The organism is Maribacter aquimaris (assembly GCF_014596745.1).
GTDB lineage: Bacteria > Bacteroidota > Bacteroidia > Flavobacteriales > Flavobacteriaceae > Maribacter_A > Maribacter_A aquimaris.
Genome location: NZ_JABTCF010000015.1, coordinates 59073 through 78012 on the forward strand (window position 1 = coordinate 59073; position 18940 = coordinate 78012).

21 protein-coding genes are annotated in these 18940 nt (G+C 39.6%); 13 read left to right on the top strand and 8 right to left on the bottom strand.

Features of this window, described 5'->3' with window-relative positions; translation table 11 throughout:
- Positions 1-59 precede the first annotated feature (59 nt).
- From HPE56_RS18565 to HPE56_RS18580, 4 genes are all read left to right on the top strand, one after another.
- Positions 60-1043 carry a D-alanine--D-alanine ligase gene (locus tag HPE56_RS18565; RefSeq protein ID WP_188245241.1) on the top strand — a complete coding sequence of 328 codons (984 nt, stop codon included), beginning with the start codon at positions 60-62 and terminating at the stop codon, positions 1041-1043.
- Between the two features lie 9 nt (positions 1044-1052).
- The gene (coaD, locus tag HPE56_RS18570; RefSeq protein ID WP_188245242.1) at positions 1053-1508 is read left to right on the top strand and encodes a pantetheine-phosphate adenylyltransferase; all 456 of its coding nucleotides are present in this window, start codon (positions 1053-1055) and stop codon (positions 1506-1508) included.
- A gap of 206 nt (positions 1509-1714) precedes the next feature.
- A complete protein-coding gene (locus HPE56_RS18575; RefSeq protein WP_188245243.1) occupies positions 1715-4705 on the top strand; it encodes a PAS domain S-box protein in 2991 nt (996 codons plus the stop codon).
- Positions 4692-5108: a response regulator gene (locus HPE56_RS18580; protein ID WP_188245244.1), complete on the top strand. Its 417-nt coding sequence runs from the start codon at positions 4692-4694 to the stop codon at positions 5106-5108. Before HPE56_RS18575 ends, HPE56_RS18580 begins: the two co-directional genes overlap by 14 nt.
- 17 nt (positions 5109-5125) lie before the next feature.
- On the opposite strand, the gene HPE56_RS18585 is transcribed toward HPE56_RS18580, so the two are convergent.
- Positions 5126-5713, bottom strand: coding sequence for an NUDIX hydrolase (locus tag HPE56_RS18585; RefSeq protein ID WP_188245245.1), 588 nt, complete (start codon positions 5711-5713; stop codon positions 5126-5128).
- 7 nt (positions 5714-5720) lie between these two features.
- Here HPE56_RS18585 and pyrE point away from each other — a divergent pair, with 7 nt between their 5' ends.
- On the top strand, positions 5721-6362 hold the full coding sequence (gene pyrE / locus HPE56_RS18590) for an orotate phosphoribosyltransferase (RefSeq protein ID WP_188245246.1): 642 nt from the start codon (positions 5721-5723) through the stop codon (positions 6360-6362).
- A 9-nt stretch (positions 6363-6371) separates the two neighbouring features.
- Complete coding sequence (locus tag HPE56_RS18595) at positions 6372-6764, top strand: SRPBCC family protein (RefSeq protein WP_188245247.1); 393 nt, start codon at positions 6372-6374, stop codon at positions 6762-6764.
- A gap of 5 nt (positions 6765-6769) precedes the next feature.
- Here HPE56_RS18595 and HPE56_RS18600 read toward each other — a convergent pair whose 3' ends face one another.
- Positions 6770-7501: a biotin--[acetyl-CoA-carboxylase] ligase gene (locus HPE56_RS18600; RefSeq protein WP_188245248.1), complete on the bottom strand. Its 732-nt coding sequence runs from the start codon at positions 7499-7501 to the stop codon at positions 6770-6772.
- Between the two features lie 95 nt (positions 7502-7596).
- Here HPE56_RS18600 and rsfS point away from each other — a divergent pair, with 95 nt between their 5' ends.
- The 6 genes from rsfS to HPE56_RS18630 are packed head-to-tail and all read left to right on the top strand — an operon-like array spanning position 7597 to position 12413.
- On the top strand, positions 7597-7974 hold the full coding sequence (gene rsfS / locus HPE56_RS18605; RefSeq protein ID WP_109654750.1) for a ribosome silencing factor: 378 nt from the start codon (positions 7597-7599) through the stop codon (positions 7972-7974).
- A gap of 9 nt (positions 7975-7983) precedes the next feature.
- Positions 7984-10029, top strand: a complete 2046-nt coding sequence (gene ftsH, locus HPE56_RS18610) for an ATP-dependent zinc metalloprotease FtsH (protein ID WP_188245249.1) — start codon at positions 7984-7986, stop codon at positions 10027-10029.
- 59 nt (positions 10030-10088) lie between these two features.
- Entirely contained in the window at positions 10089-10700 is a 612-nt protein-coding gene (locus tag HPE56_RS18615; protein ID WP_188245250.1) for an LUD domain-containing protein, read from the top strand.
- 1 nt (position 10701) lies between these two features.
- Complete coding sequence (locus HPE56_RS18620) at positions 10702-11505, top strand: phosphatidate cytidylyltransferase (RefSeq protein ID WP_188245251.1); 804 nt, start codon at positions 10702-10704, stop codon at positions 11503-11505.
- Positions 11495-12175, top strand: a complete 681-nt coding sequence (locus HPE56_RS18625; RefSeq protein WP_188245252.1) for a phosphatidylserine decarboxylase family protein — start codon at positions 11495-11497, stop codon at positions 12173-12175. The genes HPE56_RS18620 and HPE56_RS18625 overlap by 11 nt, the downstream gene beginning before the upstream one ends.
- Positions 12153-12413: an acyl-CoA-binding protein gene (locus HPE56_RS18630; RefSeq protein ID WP_188245253.1), complete on the top strand. Its 261-nt coding sequence runs from the start codon at positions 12153-12155 to the stop codon at positions 12411-12413. Before HPE56_RS18625 ends, HPE56_RS18630 begins: the two co-directional genes overlap by 23 nt.
- A gap of 18 nt (positions 12414-12431) precedes the next feature.
- On the opposite strand, the gene HPE56_RS18635 is transcribed toward HPE56_RS18630, so the two are convergent.
- Genes HPE56_RS18635 through HPE56_RS18650 form a run of 4 tightly spaced genes read right to left on the bottom strand, consistent with a single transcriptional unit; the run spans position 12432 to position 16491 of the window.
- Positions 12432-13193, bottom strand: a complete 762-nt coding sequence (locus HPE56_RS18635; protein WP_188245254.1) for a creatininase family protein — start codon at positions 13191-13193, stop codon at positions 12432-12434.
- A 12-nt stretch (positions 13194-13205) separates the two neighbouring features.
- A complete protein-coding gene (locus tag HPE56_RS18640) occupies positions 13206-14474 on the bottom strand; it encodes a sterol desaturase family protein (protein WP_188245255.1) in 1269 nt (422 codons plus the stop codon).
- Between the two features lie 42 nt (positions 14475-14516).
- A complete protein-coding gene (locus tag HPE56_RS18645) occupies positions 14517-15227 on the bottom strand; it encodes a response regulator transcription factor (protein ID WP_188245256.1) in 711 nt (236 codons plus the stop codon).
- Positions 15211-16491 carry a sensor histidine kinase gene (locus HPE56_RS18650; protein WP_223170371.1) on the bottom strand — a complete coding sequence of 427 codons (1281 nt, stop codon included), beginning with the start codon at positions 16489-16491 and terminating at the stop codon, positions 15211-15213. Before HPE56_RS18650 ends, HPE56_RS18645 begins: the two co-directional genes overlap by 17 nt.
- Positions 16492-16836: 345 nt before the next feature.
- Here HPE56_RS18650 and HPE56_RS18655 point away from each other — a divergent pair, with 345 nt between their 5' ends.
- Entirely contained in the window at positions 16837-17292 is a 456-nt protein-coding gene (locus tag HPE56_RS18655; protein WP_223170372.1) for a doxx family protein, read from the top strand.
- A 2-nt stretch (positions 17293-17294) separates the two neighbouring features.
- On the opposite strand, the gene ppk2 (HPE56_RS18660) is transcribed toward HPE56_RS18655, so the two are convergent.
- Positions 17295-18077: a polyphosphate kinase 2 gene (ppk2, locus tag HPE56_RS18660; RefSeq protein ID WP_223170373.1), complete on the bottom strand. Its 783-nt coding sequence runs from the start codon at positions 18075-18077 to the stop codon at positions 17295-17297.
- Position 18078: 1 nt separating this feature from the next.
- Positions 18079-18927: a polyphosphate kinase 2 gene (gene ppk2, locus HPE56_RS18665; RefSeq protein WP_188245258.1), complete on the bottom strand. Its 849-nt coding sequence runs from the start codon at positions 18925-18927 to the stop codon at positions 18079-18081.
- Between the last annotated feature and the right edge of the window lie 13 nt (positions 18928-18940).

Below are 18940 nucleotides of genomic sequence, written 5' to 3' on the forward strand. Positions count from 1 at the left end.
TTTTTCTTTACTTTGATTCTTGAAAGTTGCTTTACACTTAAATGTAAAAAAAGTAGGCCATGAAGAAAAAAATCGCCATTGTCATGGGTGGTTATTCCAGTGAATATAAAATTTCACTCAAGAGCGGTAATGTCGTACATTCTTATCTTGACAAATCACAATTCGACAGTTACCGTATCCATATTTTTAAAGACAAATGGGTTTACGTAGACGAGGATAAAACGGAATTTGAAGTGAACAAACACGATTTCTCCATTACCCCTAAAGGGAAGAAAATCACCTTTGACTGTGTTTTCAACGCCATTCATGGTACCCCTGGGGAAGATGGTTTGCTGCAAGCCTATTTTGAATTGCTTAAAATTCCGCAAACGTCGTGCAACTATTATCAAGCTGCCTTGACCTTTAGCAAACGGGATCTCCTGAGTGTCTTAAAACCCTACGGAATAAAATCTGCCCCATCCTATTATTTGAATATGGGTGATGAAATCGACGTCAATGCCATAGTCGCCAAAGTAGGGTTACCCTGTTTTGTAAAGGCCAACAAGGCCGGCAGTAGTTTTGGCATCTCCAAAGTTTATAAAAAAGAGGCCTTGCAAACTGCCATAGACCTAGCATACCAAGAGGACAACGAAATAATCATCGAAGCTTTCCTGGAAGGTACTGAAGTTTCTGTAGGCGTAATCAAATACAAGGGGGAAACCAAGGTTTTACCCATTACCGAGATAGTCACCGATAATGATTTTTTCGATTATGAGGCCAAATACGAAGGAAAGTCCCAAGAAATAACTCCGGCCAGAATCAGTTCGGAACAGGCCAAAAAAGTCAGTGAAATTGCGAAATACGCCTATGAGGTTCTTAAAATGAATGGGTATTCGAGAAGCGAGTTCATTTTTGTCAATGACGAACCCTATATGCTGGAAATGAACACCACCCCCGGCCTGACCACGGAGAGCATATTACCACAGCAGGCCAAAATAGCAGGAATATCACTCACCGAGTTATTTGGTAATGCCATTATGGAAGTATCACCCAAAAACCCCTAACTTTAACCTATGAGACGCGCTATTTTTCCAGGTTCCTTTGATCCTTTGACATTGGGACACCACGATATTATAATGAGGGGCATTACGCTTTTTGATGAACTTATCATCGCTGTTGGGGTCAATGCCGACAAAAAATATATGTTCACCCTTGAGCAAAGGCTCGAATTCATTACACAGGAATTTAAAAATGAACCCAAAATTAAGATACTCACCTATGAAGGCCTTACCGTCGACTTTTGCGAAAAGGTACATGCTGGTTTTATTTTACGTGGATTAAGAAATCCGGCTGACTTTGAATTTGAAAAGGCTATCGCACATACAAACCGTAAACTTTCGGATATAGAGACTGTTTTCTTACTGACTTCCTCAGGCAAATCGTTCATCAGTTCCTCAATCGTAAGGGATGTTATTCGAAATGGAGGTAATTATTCCATTTTGGTTCCGGATACAGTAAGGCTCCAATAATTCGATTTTCACCTTCAATAGTAGCCAAAATCCAAATCTATAAAGGCCGAACTAGTGTAAAAAGGACAGGTTTCAATATGTTCATACATATATTTGACTGACTTTATATCGTTTAAATCATGTATTACAACGAGTATTGCCTGATTCACAACAAAGCTTAAGCAATTTAGAATAATACCCCTACTTTCGTAAGAAATTACAACAACATGGTCAGGGAAACACAGACTAACATCAATAATTATTTAATTAAACAGCTGCCCACGGCAACTATTTTCTTGAATAACAACCTAGAGGTTACACATGTTTCTGACAAATTCGTTGATGATTTCGGATTGGTAAACGATACGATTATCGGTAAACGAATAGATGTATTATTACACACCATGAATGAAGATTGCCTTAACGACTTTAAAGCCAATCTTATGGGTAATAAAAGCCATACACGTTGTGCACATTTTATTACCAAGGACAATCAGGAGAAAAGATTTGAATGGTCCAATGTACCTTGGTATGACGAAAATGAAAACATTATAGGTGTCATTGCCCAAACCGAGGATGTTACAAAAAAGATTCTGAACGAATTGAAACTAGAGAAATTGGAATCGCTCTTAACAGGTAAATCGGAAATAGCAAAAATAGGCACCTGGGAATACGATATAGAAAAAAACAGTTTACACTGGTGCGAAATCACCAGAAACATTCATGAAGTCCCCGAGGATTTTGTCCCAAACGTTGATACTGGCATTTATTTTTACAAAAATGGTTTTAGCCGGAATACTATTTCCATGGCGCTTAACAACGCTTTGAAAAACAAAACCCCATGGAGTGAAAAACTTCAAATAGTCACCGCCACTGGAAAGGAAAAATGGGTGATTGCATCAGGAAAACCGATTTTCAACAATGACAAGTTGATTGGTCTCTTGGGAACTATCCAAGATATTAATGACAGTGTATTATCACAAATAAAAATTAAGGAAAGCGAACATTTATTAAAAACGTTGATCGACAACCTTCCGATGAGTGTTTATATCAAGGACATCGAATCCCGTAAGATTTTGGTAAACAAAGCTGAATGCGATTTTGCCGGAGTAGATGACCCCAAAAAACTTTTAGGAAAGAACGATTTCCAGATTTATGACAAAAAAACCGCCCAAGGTTTTAGGGATGAAGATCTAGAGGTCATACAAACCTTAACCCCTATTCTGGGCAAAGAGACAACGTGCAAGGCCAAAGATGGGTCAATGGCCACGATTTTAATCTATAAATTACCCCTATTCAATACCAAAAATGAAATCGAGGGTATTGTGGGCATGTCCCTGGACATTACCGAAACACGTGCAATTCAAAAGGAACTTGAAGAAACGGAACGGAATTTCAAAAGTATCTTCAATTCTTCATACCAAACGGCAGCCATACTCGATTTAGACGGTACACTAATCGAAATCAATGATACGGCACTTGATGTTATAAAAAGTACTGCTGACAAGGTTATCGGAAAAAAATTCTGGGAAACACCTTGGTGGCCAAATGATGACAATGTCAAAGAAAGTCTTAAAAAGGACATAAAAAATACCGTGAAAGGCGATACGGTTCGAAAAGAACTTGTTTTACGTGACCATTCCCAAAATGGAATACCCATAGATTTTTCCATAAAACCCATTTATAATGATAACAACCAAGTGGTTTCATTATTGGCTGAAGGGCGGGTAATAACCGAAATGGTCACTGCTAGGGAAAAAATCAGGGAAAGTGAGATGAAATTCAGGACACTTTACGAACTCTCCCCAGTCAGTTTTGTCCTAAATGATTTTGAAACTGGTAATATACTAGATGTCAACCCTTCCTTTAAAAGTACTTTCGGGTATAAGCAAAAGGATATCGAAAAAATCGATTTTTGGCAGTTTCTTTTTGCAAAGAAAAAAGATGAAATACAGAAAAAGCTATTGGCGAAAGGGTCTTTTGGTCCGTTTGATGCAAAATTAACCACTAAGGATGGCCGAAAACTTTCTGTAATCGTGAATAAATCAATGATCATCAACAAAAAAGGCGAGAAACTCGTCTGGACGATCATACAGGATGTTTCCGAAGCTGAGAAAAAAGAGCGACAGATCAGGGAAGAACGTAAATTGCTCAAAACGGTAATAGACAATCTCCCTTTAAACGTTTATATTAAAGATACCCAATCAAGAAAGATCTTGGTCAACAAAGCCGAGTGTGACTACCTAAATGTAAAAAGTGCTGCTGAAATAATTGGCAAAAATGATTTTGAGCTGTATGATAAGGATGTTGCCCAAATATCGCGTGATGAGGATTTGAGTGTAATGAATTCATTAAAACCTATTCTGGGATTAGAGAAGACCAACAAACGTAAGGATGGATCTATTACTACTTTTTTAATGTCCAAAATACCTTTAAAGGACGAAAACGGAAGTGCTAATGGCCTGGTAGGCATAAGTTTGGACATTACCGAATTAAAACGAAAAGAGGAAGAACTTAGAAACCTTATCAACGTAACTTCATTACAAAATAAAAAGTTACTGAACTTTGCCCATATCGTTTCCCATAACCTCAGGAGCCATTCTGCCAATTTCTCCATGCTTTTGGAATTTTTGGTGAATGAAAAAAATGAGGCCGAAAAACAAGAATTGACAAAAATGCTTGTTGGAGCTTCAGATAATTTACTTGAAACCTTGGAGAACCTGAATGAAGTCTTGGCCATAGGGGCAAATCCAAATACCTCCAAAGAACCGATCAACCTCAATAGGAAGATTTCCAAGATCCAACAGAGTCTTTCGGTTACCCTAAAGAATAATAATGTCGAGATCATTAATACCATACCAGAAGATGTCTTTATCAAGGCCGTACCGGCATATGCAGAAAGCATCATAATGAATTTAATCACCAATGCGGTAAAATACAAGTCTCAGGAACGAGACCCTAAAATTGTACTTAGTTCGGCTAAAAAAGGAAAATATACCGTTTTAAGTATCGCTGATAACGGGATGGGTATTGACTTGAATAAATACGGGGACAAAGTATTCGGACTATACAAAACCTTCCACGATCATCCTGATGCGAAAGGATTTGGGTTGTATATGTCCAAAAACCAGATTGAAGCCATGAATGGGAAGATTACCGTTTCCAGCGATGTTGGGGTCGGAACAACTTTTAACATCTATTTTAATGAAAATAATTAACTCGATCTTTATCGTGGATGACGATCCGATTACCGTTTTCGGTATTCGGAAAATGCTGGATGCCACTGTAAAGTACAATACATTAAGCACCCATGTCAATGGCAAATTGGCTATCGATGACATAAAAATAAAACTGAACAGGGGGCAACCTGTTCCTGAAGTCATTTTTCTGGATATCAACATGCCCATTATGGATGGATGGCAGTTTTTAGAGGATTTTACCGACCTCCCCATTAAAGAGAAGATCATCATAAATATTGTAACCTCCTCAATCGACCCTATTGATTATGAAAACTGTGAGAAATACAAGAACAAAAGCCATCACGTGATCCGATTCAACAACAAACCGATAACAAGGGCAAGAATAATCGAGATCACACAGCCTATGGGGCAAAACACCTAGGCGGTTTCCCTTATTTCCTATTCCCCAAACAATGACCTGATATTGACATACGAATTGGTCAGTGCTTTTTTGATCTTCTTAGGACCTTTCCATTTTACTTTTACGATTCCCTCACTCTCTTGGCCGGTCAATTCCCCTTCATAGGAGGTTTTCATGGCGAACCAATGCACTTCCTTCAATTTGTACTTACCGTTGCGTTTGAAGACGTGATATGTCGTTTTAAGGAAGTTTTCGATCTCCAGCTTCTTAACGCCCGTTTCTTCCATGACCTCCCTAATGGCGCATTCCTCAATGGTCTCTCCCTTGTCCAATTTACCTTTGGGCAAATCCCACTTATCATCCCTATAAATGAACAGCACTTTTCCCTTTTCATTGGTAACTACTCCCCCTGCTGCCACTACCTTGGGAATGGTCTTGCAGAATTTTTTAAGTAATTCCTCATGATTCGGGTGATAAATGTAAGCTTGGGTCAACTTTCCCTTTGCCAAGGCATTTATCGCTTCATGCACAGCTTCGCTATTCAACAAGAAATATTTGCTATTTGCGATATCCGATAATTCATTTGTTAAAATCAGAGGTAATTCTTTAACAAAAACTTTATACATTTGCGAAATGGTTTTAGATAAAAACACGGCAAAAAAGACTGCAGAGCTTCTACTGCAAATTAATGCAATAAAGTTGAAACCCGAAAATCCTTTTACATGGGCTTCCGGTTGGAAATCTCCGATTTATTGTGATAACAGGGTAATACTGTCCTATCCGACCATTAGAAATTATGTTCGGGAGGAAATGGCAAAACAGGTTGAAGCCCTCTATGGCAGGCCGGATGTGATCGCAGGAGTGGCCACAGGAGCTATTGGCCTTGGAGCATTGGTAGCTGATTATTTGGGACTACCCTTCATTTACGTGCGTCCTGAACCTAAATCACACGGCCGCAAAAATCAAATCGAAGGTTATATCGAACATGGTCAAAGTGTTGTGGTCATTGAAGATTTGATCAGCACGGGAAAAAGCAGCCTAAATGCTGTAGACGCCCTCTTAACCGCAGGTGCGAATATCAAAGGAATGCTGGCCATATTCACCTATGGCTTTGATGTGGCCTCCACGAATTTCGAAAAAAAGGAAATTGAACTTTACACCTTATCGGATTATGCCCACCTGATTGAACAGGCATCGGATACGGGATACATCAAGGATGAACAATTAAACACTTTATTGGAATGGCGTATGAACCCTTCCCAATGGAAACAATAATGATTCGCAATGCATATAGAAACCCCTAAAAACAAAATCAACAAAAGTGCAAAGGAAGTTTTTGAATTTCTTATCGATCTTCAGAATTTCGAGAAACTGATGCCTGAAAACATTGATAAATTCGAAGTTATCAATGAAGATAGGTTCCTTTTCGCATTAAAAGGAATGCCGCAAATCGTATTGCAGCGTCAAGAACAAACCCCAAACGATAAAATCGTATTAGGGGCAGCCAGTGACAAACTTCCATTTACCCTAACAGCGGATATCAAAGCCCTCGATAATGAATCTTGTGAAGTAGTGCTGAATTTCAATGGCGAATTCAATGCCATGATGGCCATGATGATCAAATCACCCATAACAAATTTTATGGGTACCCTTTCCAAAAACCTGGGTAACCTTTAAGATTATCAATAAAGCAGGCTGATTTCCTTCATATTAAATTCCTTTTGGATATCGTCCTCAAGGGTAACCATCAATTTGCCTTGATCCGAAACCCCTCTAATGAAACCCATGAACAGATGACCATCGGTTCCTTTGAAGGTAGAAGGCTTATCTTTTCTAAATAAGACACTTTCATAAGTATCCTTCATATATCCAGCCCCCTTATTTTCAATTTCCAAAAAAGACTTCTTCAGTTCCCCATAAAATAAAAAGAGCAACATTTCCAAGTCAAATGCCTTCCCCATTATTAGTTTTAAGGACGAAACATTTGGCAACCCTATGAACTTTTCCTGGTTTACATTCAACCCAATTCCTATTACCGAAGAAATCATTCGGCTACCCGATAAAATATTTTCAATTAATATTCCGCATATTTTCGAGTGTCCTGACAGAATGTCGTTAGGCCATTTGACTTTTAAATTGGGTATACCCAATGTACGTAACGCATTATAAACCGCCAAGGATATACAGATATTCAATAGAAAAGGATTGTTGAACTGTTCCGATTCCATTTTTTTCAACACACTGAATGTTAGATTCTTACCGTGTTCCGATTCCCAAACCGTACCCATTTGTCCCCTTCCAAGGGTCTGGGTATCGGCGACCACAAACGTAAAATCATCCAATGAACTTTCATTCATTAAATCCTTTAAGTACAAATTTGTAGAGTCCGTGGCATTAAGTTTGATTATCCTCATCTATCATCCAATAAAAGAAAGTAACAGCTATTGTTAAACTTTTTAAGGATAAAAGAACAAAAAAATAATAACTTTGTAAAAATTAAAATTTTTGAATGCAGAAAAGGAAAGCCAGTACAGATGAGTTAATTGCATTAATTTTACAGGGAATAGAAGAAGTAAAAGGGCAAAACATAAATTTACTCGACCTAAGGGAAATTGAAAACACCGTATGCGACTACTTTATTATATGTAATGGTACTTCCAACACACATGTGAATGCCATAGTAGGATCAATCCAAAAAACAGTCAGTAAGGCTATAAAAGACAAACCTTGGCACGTCGAAGGTGAAGACAATGCCGAATGGGTTTTAATGGATTATGTCAACGTTGTGGTACACGTCTTCCAAAAACAAATTAGAGAATACTACGATATAGAAGGACTTTGGGGTGACGCCAAGTTCACAACCATCGAAAGTAGTATAAATCAGTAAAAAAAAAGAATGGCAAAAGATAACAATACAACTCCCAAAAAACCGAAATTCAGTTCATGGTGGATCTATGGACTCATTGCAATATTTCTTATTGGGTTTCAGTTTATAGGTGGGGGCAACCTCAACAATACCAAAAAAACAACAACTTCAGAACTACAGGAGTACCTTAGAAATGGGGACATCAGTAAGATTCTGATCATTACCAATACGAATCAGGCCAAAGTTTTCCTGACCGACGAAGCCTTGCAGAAAGCAGTGCACAAAGACGTCTCAGAGAAACCCTTGTTGCCTACAACAGGTGCTATTCCCCAATATATATTGGATTATGGCGATCTCCAGATTTTCCAAAATGAAATCACAGAGATCAAAAAGAAAGAAAACCTCGATACCATTGTGGAATTCGATAAGGAATCGAACTACCTCGGTGATTTATTATTGGGAATCCTCCCTTTTGTATTGATCATAGGTATTTGGATCTATCTCATGCGACGTATGTCGGGTGGCGGTGGCGGTGGTGCTGGCGGACAGATATTCAATATCGGTAAGTCAAAAGCCAAATTGTTCGACGAAAAAACAGACACCCGCACCTCTTTCAAGGATGTTGCCGGTTTGGAAGGCGCCAAGGAAGAAGTTGAGGAAATCGTTGAATTCTTAAGGAATCCGGATAAATACACCTCTTTAGGGGGTAAGATTCCAAAAGGAGCCCTACTGGTAGGCCCTCCAGGTACCGGTAAGACGTTATTGGCAAAAGCCGTTGCCGGTGAGGCCAAAGTTCCCTTTTTCTCCCTCTCAGGTTCAGATTTTGTCGAGATGTTCGTAGGGGTAGGTGCCTCTAGGGTACGTGACCTATTTAAACAGGCGAAAGACAAATCCCCTGCGATTATATTCATTGATGAAATTGATGCCATTGGTAGAGCCAGGGGTAAAAACAATTTCACGGGATCTAACGATGAGCGTGAAAATACACTGAACCAGTTATTGACCGAAATGGACGGTTTTGGAACCAACACCAATGTTATCGTTCTTGCCGCCACGAACCGTGCCGACGTACTCGATAAAGCCTTAATGCGTGCTGGTCGTTTTGACAGGCAGATTTATGTGGATTTACCAGATATACGTGAGCGAAAGGAAATTTTCGAAGTACACCTTAGACCGATTAAAACCGCAGAGACCCTTGATTTGGATTTCTTGGCGCGACAAACTCCTGGTTTCTCGGGAGCGGACATTGCCAATGTGTGTAACGAAGCAGCCTTGATTGCTGCACGTAAAGAGAAAAAGGCAGTTGGCAAACAGGATTTCCTTGATGCCGTGGATCGTATAATCGGTGGACTAGAGAAAAAGAACAAAATCATCACAGTTGGCGAGAAAAAGACCATTGCCTACCACGAAGCCGGTCATGCCACCGTTAGTTGGATGTTGGAACATGCAGCCCCGTTGGTCAAGGTAACCATCGTTCCTAGGGGACAATCCTTAGGTGCCGCTTGGTACTTGCCTGAAGAAAGGTTGATTGTTCGACCTGAACAAATGAATGATGAAATGTGCGCCACCCTAGGGGGCAGGGCTGCCGAGAAGGTTATATTCAACCAGATCTCTACAGGAGCCTTGAGCGATTTGGAAAAAGTAACCAAACAAGCACGCGCCATGGTTACCGTATATGGTCTTAATGATAAAATAGGTAATCTTACCTATTATGATTCCTCAGGACAAAATGAATACGGCTTCACCAAACCCTATAGTGAGGAAACCGCCCAAAAAATCGATACTGAAATCTCAGCGATTATCGAAGAGCAGTACAAAAGGGCCATCGATGTTTTGGAAGAGAACAAAGACAAACTTATAGCCTTGGCAGAACGCCTTTTGGAAAAGGAAGTTATCTTTAAGGAAGATTTGGAAAAGATCTTTGGAAAAAGACCTTTCGACAAACATTTCGATGGCAAGGGCCAAGAAGTGACCAGAGAGGAAGCCGAAGCAGAAGCAAAAGAAAAAATTGAAGCAGAAGCAGCAAAGAAAGCGGAAGTAAAAGATACTGAAGACGACAACAAGGAAAATAAATAAACAAGATTTACGTTGTTCTTTCTAAAATGGGGACATAGTAACGCGCTTTAATAAAATTAATGGGGCTATTTGACAAATTATTCGGCGGTGGCAAAAAAAAGGCACCCAAAGAAACTGCGGAAACCCGTGGGGTGCATATGCCTGATTTGAATATTCCTGTTGATGAAAAATTCACCATTCATTTTAAAACGAATGGAGGCAAATTCATCTATTGTGATTCTTTTCAAGAAATCTCAGAAGCGCTTCAGAATATCGTAAACGAAAATGATTGGAAGAACCATCCTTTCTTTGTGTTGAACCCCATGCTGGAAGAAAGATTTTCCAAAGAAAAAGTAACTTTCACCAATAAGACCAAGGAAAGTGAAGTGTTCTTTACAACCTGCGAACATCTTATTGCCCAAAATGGATCGATCCTTGTCTGCTCCAATCAATTAATGGAGAAGAAGCTCAATGAACTTCCAGATAATATCATTGTCTTTGCCACCACAAGTCAATTAGTCGAGTCCATTGGGGAGGGTCTGAAAAAAATCAAAAAAAAATATGGCCATAGTATACCGGCCAATATCACTACCCTCAAACACTTTCGGGCCACCAATGAAAATTCAAATGACTTTTTAACATACGGTAGTAGTTCCAAAAATCTGTATCTTTTACTTTTGGAAGATCTATAGTATGAAAGAAGTTTTAAGAAGGGCACTTTCCGGGGCAGTTTATATTATCCTATTATTATCGGCCGTATTCCTGAGTTCGGATGCCTTCGATTTTTTGTTTATGACCTTTGGCCTGGCCTGTTTATACGAATACAAAAGGCTGGTACATCTTAAGGGGTACCACATCTTTATTGCGTATTTGGCTTTATGGTGGGCCTTTATCTATTTGGTGCATGATAAATGGTTGATCTACATTCTAATGTTCCTGACCATATCAACGAATATTGTCCTGCTCTTTTTTCTTTTCTCGAAGAAAGACCGAATTTTCCAATTTCATCATAAATTCCTTATCGGTTTACTATATATCGGTGGTGGTTGCATTTTCTTGACCATGATTCCGTACAAAAACAATGATTTTGCCAAATTGCTCATAATGGGGATCTTTATTCTCATCTGGGTGAATGATTCTTTCGCATATCTTGTGGGAAGTACCTTAGGGCGAACGAAATTGTTCCCTGCGGTTTCCCCAAAGAAAACCATAGAGGGCACTTTGGGCGGATTGGTATTTACATTGATTGCCGCCTACCTACTTGGCAGGTATGAAACTATGATAAATCCAATACAATGGTTAATTTTGGCATCTGTAATTGTATTATTTGGAACTTTGGGTGATTTGATAGAGTCAAAATTCAAAAGAATTGCCGGAGTCAAGGACAGTGGGGCCATTATACCGGGTCATGGAGGTATGCTAGACCGTTTGGACAGTATGGTATTCGCTGCACCTTTTGCCTATTTAACATTAAAAATATTTACCTATGTTTCATAAAGAGGGTCAAACCATTATACTAACAACCTTTTTTATCGTGGTAGCCGTTGTCCTACTTTCCGGATCCTACGTCACGAATGAATGGTTGCGTTGGGGGTTACAGATTGTGGCAGTTGCTGTATTGATTATGATTCTCCAATTCTTTAGAAACCCAAAAAGGGGTGCCAATAATCTCTTTGATGAAATCTTGGCTCCCGTTGATGGTAAAGTCGTCGTGATCGAAGAAGTCCTAGAAACGGAATACTTTAATGACAGAAGGATACAGGTATCCATTTTCATGTCACCTTTCAATGTTCATGTCACGCGTTACCCCATTAGTGGTACCATAAAATATTCAAAATACCATCCCGGGAAATATTTGGTGGCATGGCATCCCAAATCGAGTACGGACAATGAAAGAACCACTGTGGTTATAAACACCCCCAAGTTCGGTAAAATATTATATCGCCAGATTGCAGGGGCTATGGCCAGGCGTATTGTAAATTATGCCGAGGAGGGTGAAAGTGTACATCAGGGTGAAGATTCCGGTTTTATTAAATTTGGTTCTAGGGTAGACTTATTATTACCTTTGGATTGTGGCATAGCCGTAAAATTAAACCAAAAGGTAATAGGTGCAAAAACTTGTATTGCCACTTATGTAGACAAGCATGAAGAAAGTGACCTTACGTAATAAATTTGAAGACGCTGTGGCCTTTGTAAATTCTTATACAGAGCCTTTACCTGCCGATCTCTTGCTTAAGCTTTACGCTTACTACAAAATAGCCAATAAGAATTATGATAATCCAGGCAGCAAAACGCCCCTTATCAATGCCTTTAAGGCCAATGCGTTATTCCAAGCACAGAATATTGGTCGTGAAGATGCGATGAAGGCCTATATTGCCTTGGTGGAAAAAGAAATCAAAAAATGATTTTACAAGCGTAGGCTGCTATTCATAAAGATCATTCAAATCAGCCTTACATAGTTCAAAAATAAAGTCCCCCACTTTCTGGGTTACATCCTTAAAATAACGTTCACCCTTTTCCTTGGTCGAGCTCGCGGGATTCCCAACACCGGTATCCTCACTGATCTGCGACCATTTGCGTTCTGCCCAAACCCAACCTTCGGTAAACGATTTTATTTTATACCCTTTGGACGCCCCTGTACCCCAATGTTCTTTCGGAAGTACCAAATCCGGCTTTAAATAGAGCATCAAACTGGTTTCCATTTCATCGGCATGATCCCCTTCATGCTCAAAGTATTTGCTCTTATCCAACGATTGGAACCAGTTGGCGAAACAAATGAACATATCAGGATACTTCAAGCCCAACTCCCTGACCAAAGGTTTAAAATTATTGCCCCCATGGCTATTGAAAATGAGTAACTTTTTTATTCCTTGCCTGTTAAGCACTTCGACCACATCACCCAAAATAGCCAATTGCGTACTGGGATTTAGGTTGATATCCAAATAGATATCCGTTTGTCCCGTATTAACGCCAAAAGGGATTGATGGCAATACAATCGCCCTACCCCCTTTCTCCCAGGCCACCTTTGCCGATTCCGCGGCCAAGAGACCGCTCTCATAGACATCCGTTCCATAGGGTAAATGATAATTATGGGCCTCTGTTGCTCCCCAGGGCAAAACAGCCACATCAAAACGGTCATCCTTAAGGGCTTTCCAGTTCGTCTCTGCCAAAATGTATGGTCTCATAGGTTTGAAATATTAAATAGCAATATTCGTGTTTGAAAGGTCTTTATCCAAATATGTAAAATAAATGCCTGCTGTTAGGGTAATCAAAAAATAGAGTGCAACCCATGCTGCACCAAAATCAGCATACGTATTTATACCAAACCAATCCCCAGTATACCAAATGACGGCAACGCCAAAAAGACCACGGATCACCTCAATCCACACAGCATAACGCACCCGATCCATTAGCGAGGTATACCCATAGATACCTATAAACACAAAGGCCCCGAAAGACAACAATCCATCAAACCCTATGGCCTTATAATTATAGAACATGAACAGCATTAAAAAGGTTGTACAAAGGACTTGGAACACAGCGTACCCCTTTAAAGCGGAAGATGCCTGGGTCCCATACTTTTTAAATTGATATACATCCTCAATAATCGGGATGGGATATTTTTCCTTAACATCCGCAGGGCGCCAACCTGTTGGCATAAACCATATACGAAGTTTGTCAAAAACATTCCGTGTACGCCAAGCGTCTTTCATCAAACGCCATAAATGTTGAAAATTTATGATGATCGGATTCCATGTCGAGGCAGGCTTTAAGACCCCATATTGTGGTGGGACTTCCTCCAATTCCTTTTGAAAGGTCCCAAACCATCGATCCCACACACAGAGAATCTGACCTAAATTCTTATCAATATATTCCGGATTGATGGCATGGTGCACCCGATGTTGGGAGGGGGTTACGATAACGTATTCCAACCACCCCATTTTTCCGATATGCTGTGTATGGTACCAGAATTGGGCGAACAAGTGAACAGGTGCCAAAATGGCGATAACGGTATTGGGTACGCCCATTACGGCCGCAGGAACCAACAGAAGCGGAAAATAACCCAACAAATTGGAAATGGATTGCCGTAAGGCACAGGCCAAATTAAACTCCTCACTACTATGGTGTATCACATGCTGATTCCAAAAGAAATTGATTTTATGACTCAATCGATGATTCCAATATCCTGCAAAATCTATCGCCAAAAAGGCGACCAACCACACCGTCCAAGTTGATTTCAGGGAAAACACAGCCAAGTGCTCCAACAAAAAAGGATAGGACACGATGATAAGACCGATACCCAAAGAATCCTTTATAATATTCGTAAGTCCTGAACTGATACTGGAAACAGAATCGAGTACCTTATGCTTTTGATCCTTTACCACATAGCCATACACCATTTCTATGGCCAAAAGAACCATAAAAAAAGGAATAGCATACAAAAGGGCCTTGGCGTAGGTTTCCATTCTATTGTTTTAATCTAAGAAAGATACCAATAAATATGGAATTCACTCATTTTTCACAACATTGGTCTTTAGGATAAAACCCCTACCATGCACATTTTCAATCCTCAGCGTTGGATCATGAGCCAAATACTTCCGTAAATGGGTGATGAACACATTCAAACTCTTTCTATTGAAATAGTCATTGTTGCCCCAAAGGGTTTCCAATATCCCTTTATGCCCACAAAGTTCATTCGGATGGGAGGCCAAATATTTGAGCAGCTCACTTTCACGGGAGGTCAGATGGATAACCTCCGATTCGAAAAACAATTCCTGGGTTGAACTGTTCAACCGATACATTCCGATATTGAATATTGTATTTTCACCTGCATGATCCGATGTTCTTTTCAATCTATCCAAAAGAGCCAAAATACGCACTACCAATTCCTCCTCATCAATGGGCTTTTTAAGGTAGTCCAAGGCTCCGAGTGAGAATCCTTTCAACACATCGACTTTCAGTGATCTTGCTGTCAGGAAGATAAAGGGAAGGTCAGGATACCTTTTTGCTATATCCGCGGCAAGGGTAAAGCCATCCATCTGAACCATCATCACATCCAAAATAGCCAAATCGAACTTATTGGATTGAATTAGATCTACAACCTTGGTAGGTTCTTTTTCCCAGATAACATCAAAATCCTTCATTCTCAGGTATTCAGTAAGCAAATAACCTAAAGAGGCATCATCCTCAACCAATAAAATACTATACTTTTTTCCCATACTTATACAATGGTATTTGTAGGATTATCGTTGTTCCCCTGTTTATTTCACTATTCAAGTCAATCTTTCCGTTGTGCTTTTCGATTACCTTCTTAACATAACTAAGTCCAAGACCATATCCTTTGACTCCATATTTATTTCCATCGGAAACCCTGTAGTACTTTTGAAAAACCAGTTTTTGATTCCTTTTGTCAATACCCATTCCATTATCTGAAATGCGAATGGTCAATTTCCCTTTTTGAACAGAGGCATCTAATACTATTTTGGGATCTTCACTATATTTTTTAGCATTTTCCAATAGGTTATTGATGGCATTCTCCAAATGGGCAACCTCTGCCCTTATCCGATAAGGACCGTCTGTCAAATGATATTCAAAACACACCTCACCAAAGGAGGTGAGCGTCATGAATTCCTTACAAAGCCCCTCTAAAATAGGTTTGAAATCAACGACTTCAAAATTGAAGATACTTTGCCTTTCCTCAAAACTGGCCAACTCCAGTACCTTGTCGATATGATTCTTCAATCGTTCTACCTGTTGCCGTATGATATCCAATACGGGTGCTTTTTCCTCGGAGATCTCACCCTCGAGCATCTTGGATGCCAGACCAATGGAAAACACCGGAGTCTTTAGTTCATGCGTCAAGTTGTTTATGAACTCATTGGTTGTGGTAATGATATTCCGCTGCCAATAATAGGTTCTTAGGATCCATAAAATAGCAACAATGATTCCAAGTATAAACAATAGGCTAGGCACGGTCAACCCATTGAGTTTGGAGAGATAATAACTATCCAAATTCCTGAATTTCAACTCCAAGATCACGTCCGTACCCAATAAAGTGGGCAAATACCCTTTGATTTTAATGGGATAGGTTACCAATTCGGCCGACCGCTCATAAACTACAGGCGACTTAAGATAATGGGTAGAGTCCCGCGTCAACAACTTATATGTAAAATCGGCCTCTATGCCTTGCTCCACTAATTTTTCAGTAATAAAGTCATTCAAAAAATGACTGGAAGCATCCTTTAGACTATCGATACTAATACTAAAATAGGAATCATTCTCCTTAATGGCATTGGCAAGTAGGAAAGTCAATTTGTTTTTGGTTTCCAGGGTATTCTTGATCGTACCACTTGCCAAACCGATCTTACTACTGAATTGTACCTTTGCCAAATTAATACCTATCCGTAAATATTGGTATTGCACTACCGCAAGTCCCAAAATGGATATGATAAAAACAATGATATAAATATTGCGCTTCTTCAAAATTTATCGGAATGAGCTATAAAAATAAGTTTCTCATAGCTTATTTTAATTTTTTGTTCATCTAATTAACTTTTCATTAATCCTTTTTAATTTTTGCTTAATCCCATCCTATGCATCTTCGCTTTATATTAGCCCTGATTTAAGTTGAGTTAAATCCAAGAATAAAAAGGGCCAGTCATTTTGGTAATATGATGGGCCCTTTTTATTTGAACTGATTCTGCAACTACTTAAGGGGCAAAGTCAATTCGGCCTTTTGTAATATTCACAAAAAGACCATTTGGCAATTAAGGTAGTTTTATCATCACCATTGTGCAAACCAGTTTTAACAACCAAAAAACCACCAAAATGAGATTAATTTACCTATTCATCAAAAAAAATATGATGCCTATCGCTATTGGTATTGTTTACCTATGGTTTGGGGCTTTAAAATTCTTCCCGGATATCAGTCCGGCCGAAGACTTGGCAAAAACCACCATATATGAACTGACTTTCGGACTGATTCCTTCCGAAACAACCATCCTCTTATTGGCTTTTTGGGAAATCACCATTGGCATACTACTTATACTCAACGTCTACAAAAGCATGATTTACTGGGCGGCGATAATCCATATCACCCTAACATTCACCCCTTGGTTATTTTTCCCTTCGGAGGTGTTTCAGAACAACTACTTCCAACTAACGCTTCTTGGACAATATATCGCTAAAAACATAGTTATTTTGGCCGCTTTGGTCGTGTTGCTCAAAGAGGAAAAAATAAAAACAAAGGAAGCCAGTGTCATTTCCCAAAGGGATATATTCTGATGTTATTTATATGGTATGGCCTTTAAAACATGACCAATAGCCTCTAGCCGTGCCTCTGTCTTTTTATCAGCTTTGATAATTATCCAAGGGGCATGTTCGGTATCCGTGTCCTGGAGCATTACTTGTTTGTACTTTGTATATTCATCCCAAAGATCTTGGGCTTTCTCGTCCACTGGGGACAATTTCCAACGTTTTAAGTCGCTCTTACGAATATCCTCAAAACGCTTTTCCTGTTCTTCCTTGGTGATAGAAAAATAAAATTTGATCAAATAGGTGTCAGATGCGATGATCATTTTTTCAAAATCATTGACTTGGGACATGAACCTATCATATTGTTCTTGGTCACAAAAGCCATTAACCGGTTCGAGTACTGCCCTATTGTACCAACTACGGTCAAAAAACACGATTTTACCCGGCTTGGGCAATTTGTTCACATAGCGTTGAAAATACCACTGTCCTTCCTCGTCCTCCGTGGGCTTGTTAAGCGCGACAATCCTATAATACCTAGGGTTTATATGGGCTGCCATTCTACGTATGGCCCCTCCCTTACCTGCAGCATCCCTCCCCTCAAAGAGGATGACGATTTTTTTCCGATTTTCTATGGCCCATGCCTGAAGCTTCACCAGTTCGGCCTGTTGCTCCCGTAATTTAAGTTCATATTTCACTTCGGCCAAGGTTCGCTCCAGGTCAATACGCTTATTACCAAACAAACTTTTTAAGCCTAGTTTAGAGTTGAGTAAAGCCAAATCTTCCTTTGAAAGTTCAATGTCTCGTATTTTCTTCATACTATATATCAATTTGTTTGGCATTCCTGTAATAACGAAAAATGATGTTCGGATCGGGTTGAATCAAGTCTGGGAGTTGTCTTTTATCCGTATAATCGAACATAGAGAGTAAATAGCGCATACTCTCCAATCGGGCTGTTTTCTTGTCATTGGTTTTTACAATGATCCATGGGCTGAAATCGGTATGTGTCTTGGTGAACATTTGTTCCTTATAAAAAGTATAATCATCCCAGAGTTTTTGCCCCATCCGATCGACCGGACTAAATTTCCATTGCTTCAGGGGGTTCTTAAGTCGGGCATTGAATCTTTTACTTTGAACCTCTTTGGAGATGGAAAACCAAAATTTTATGATAATAACACCATCCTCATACAACATATGTTCAAACTCGGGCACTTGCACCATAAATTGGTTGTATTGATCTTTGGAACAAAACCCCATCACCGGTTCTACAACCGCCCGGTTGTACCAACTACGGTCAAAAAAGACAATTTCCCCAGGATTGGGCAATTCTTTGATATACCTTCTAAAATACCATTGCCCCCTTTCGTTATCAGTTGGTTTTGAAAGCGCCACAACACGAGAGGAACGAGGATTCAAATGTTCCCTGAACCGTTTGATCGAACCTCCTTTTCCGGCGGCATCACGACCTTCAAAAAGTACGGCTACCCTTAACTGCTTCTGGGTAATCCATTGTTGCAGGTTCACCAACTCACTTTGAAGCTTGGCCAGTTCTATTTCATACTTGGCATTTCTTACAACATTGTCGATGTCAATCCCTTTATTCTTTGCAATGGCTATCAAGTCTTTTCTTGTCTTGGCCGACTGTAAGTCTTCTGCGGTAAATTTCATGTAAGCTGATCCT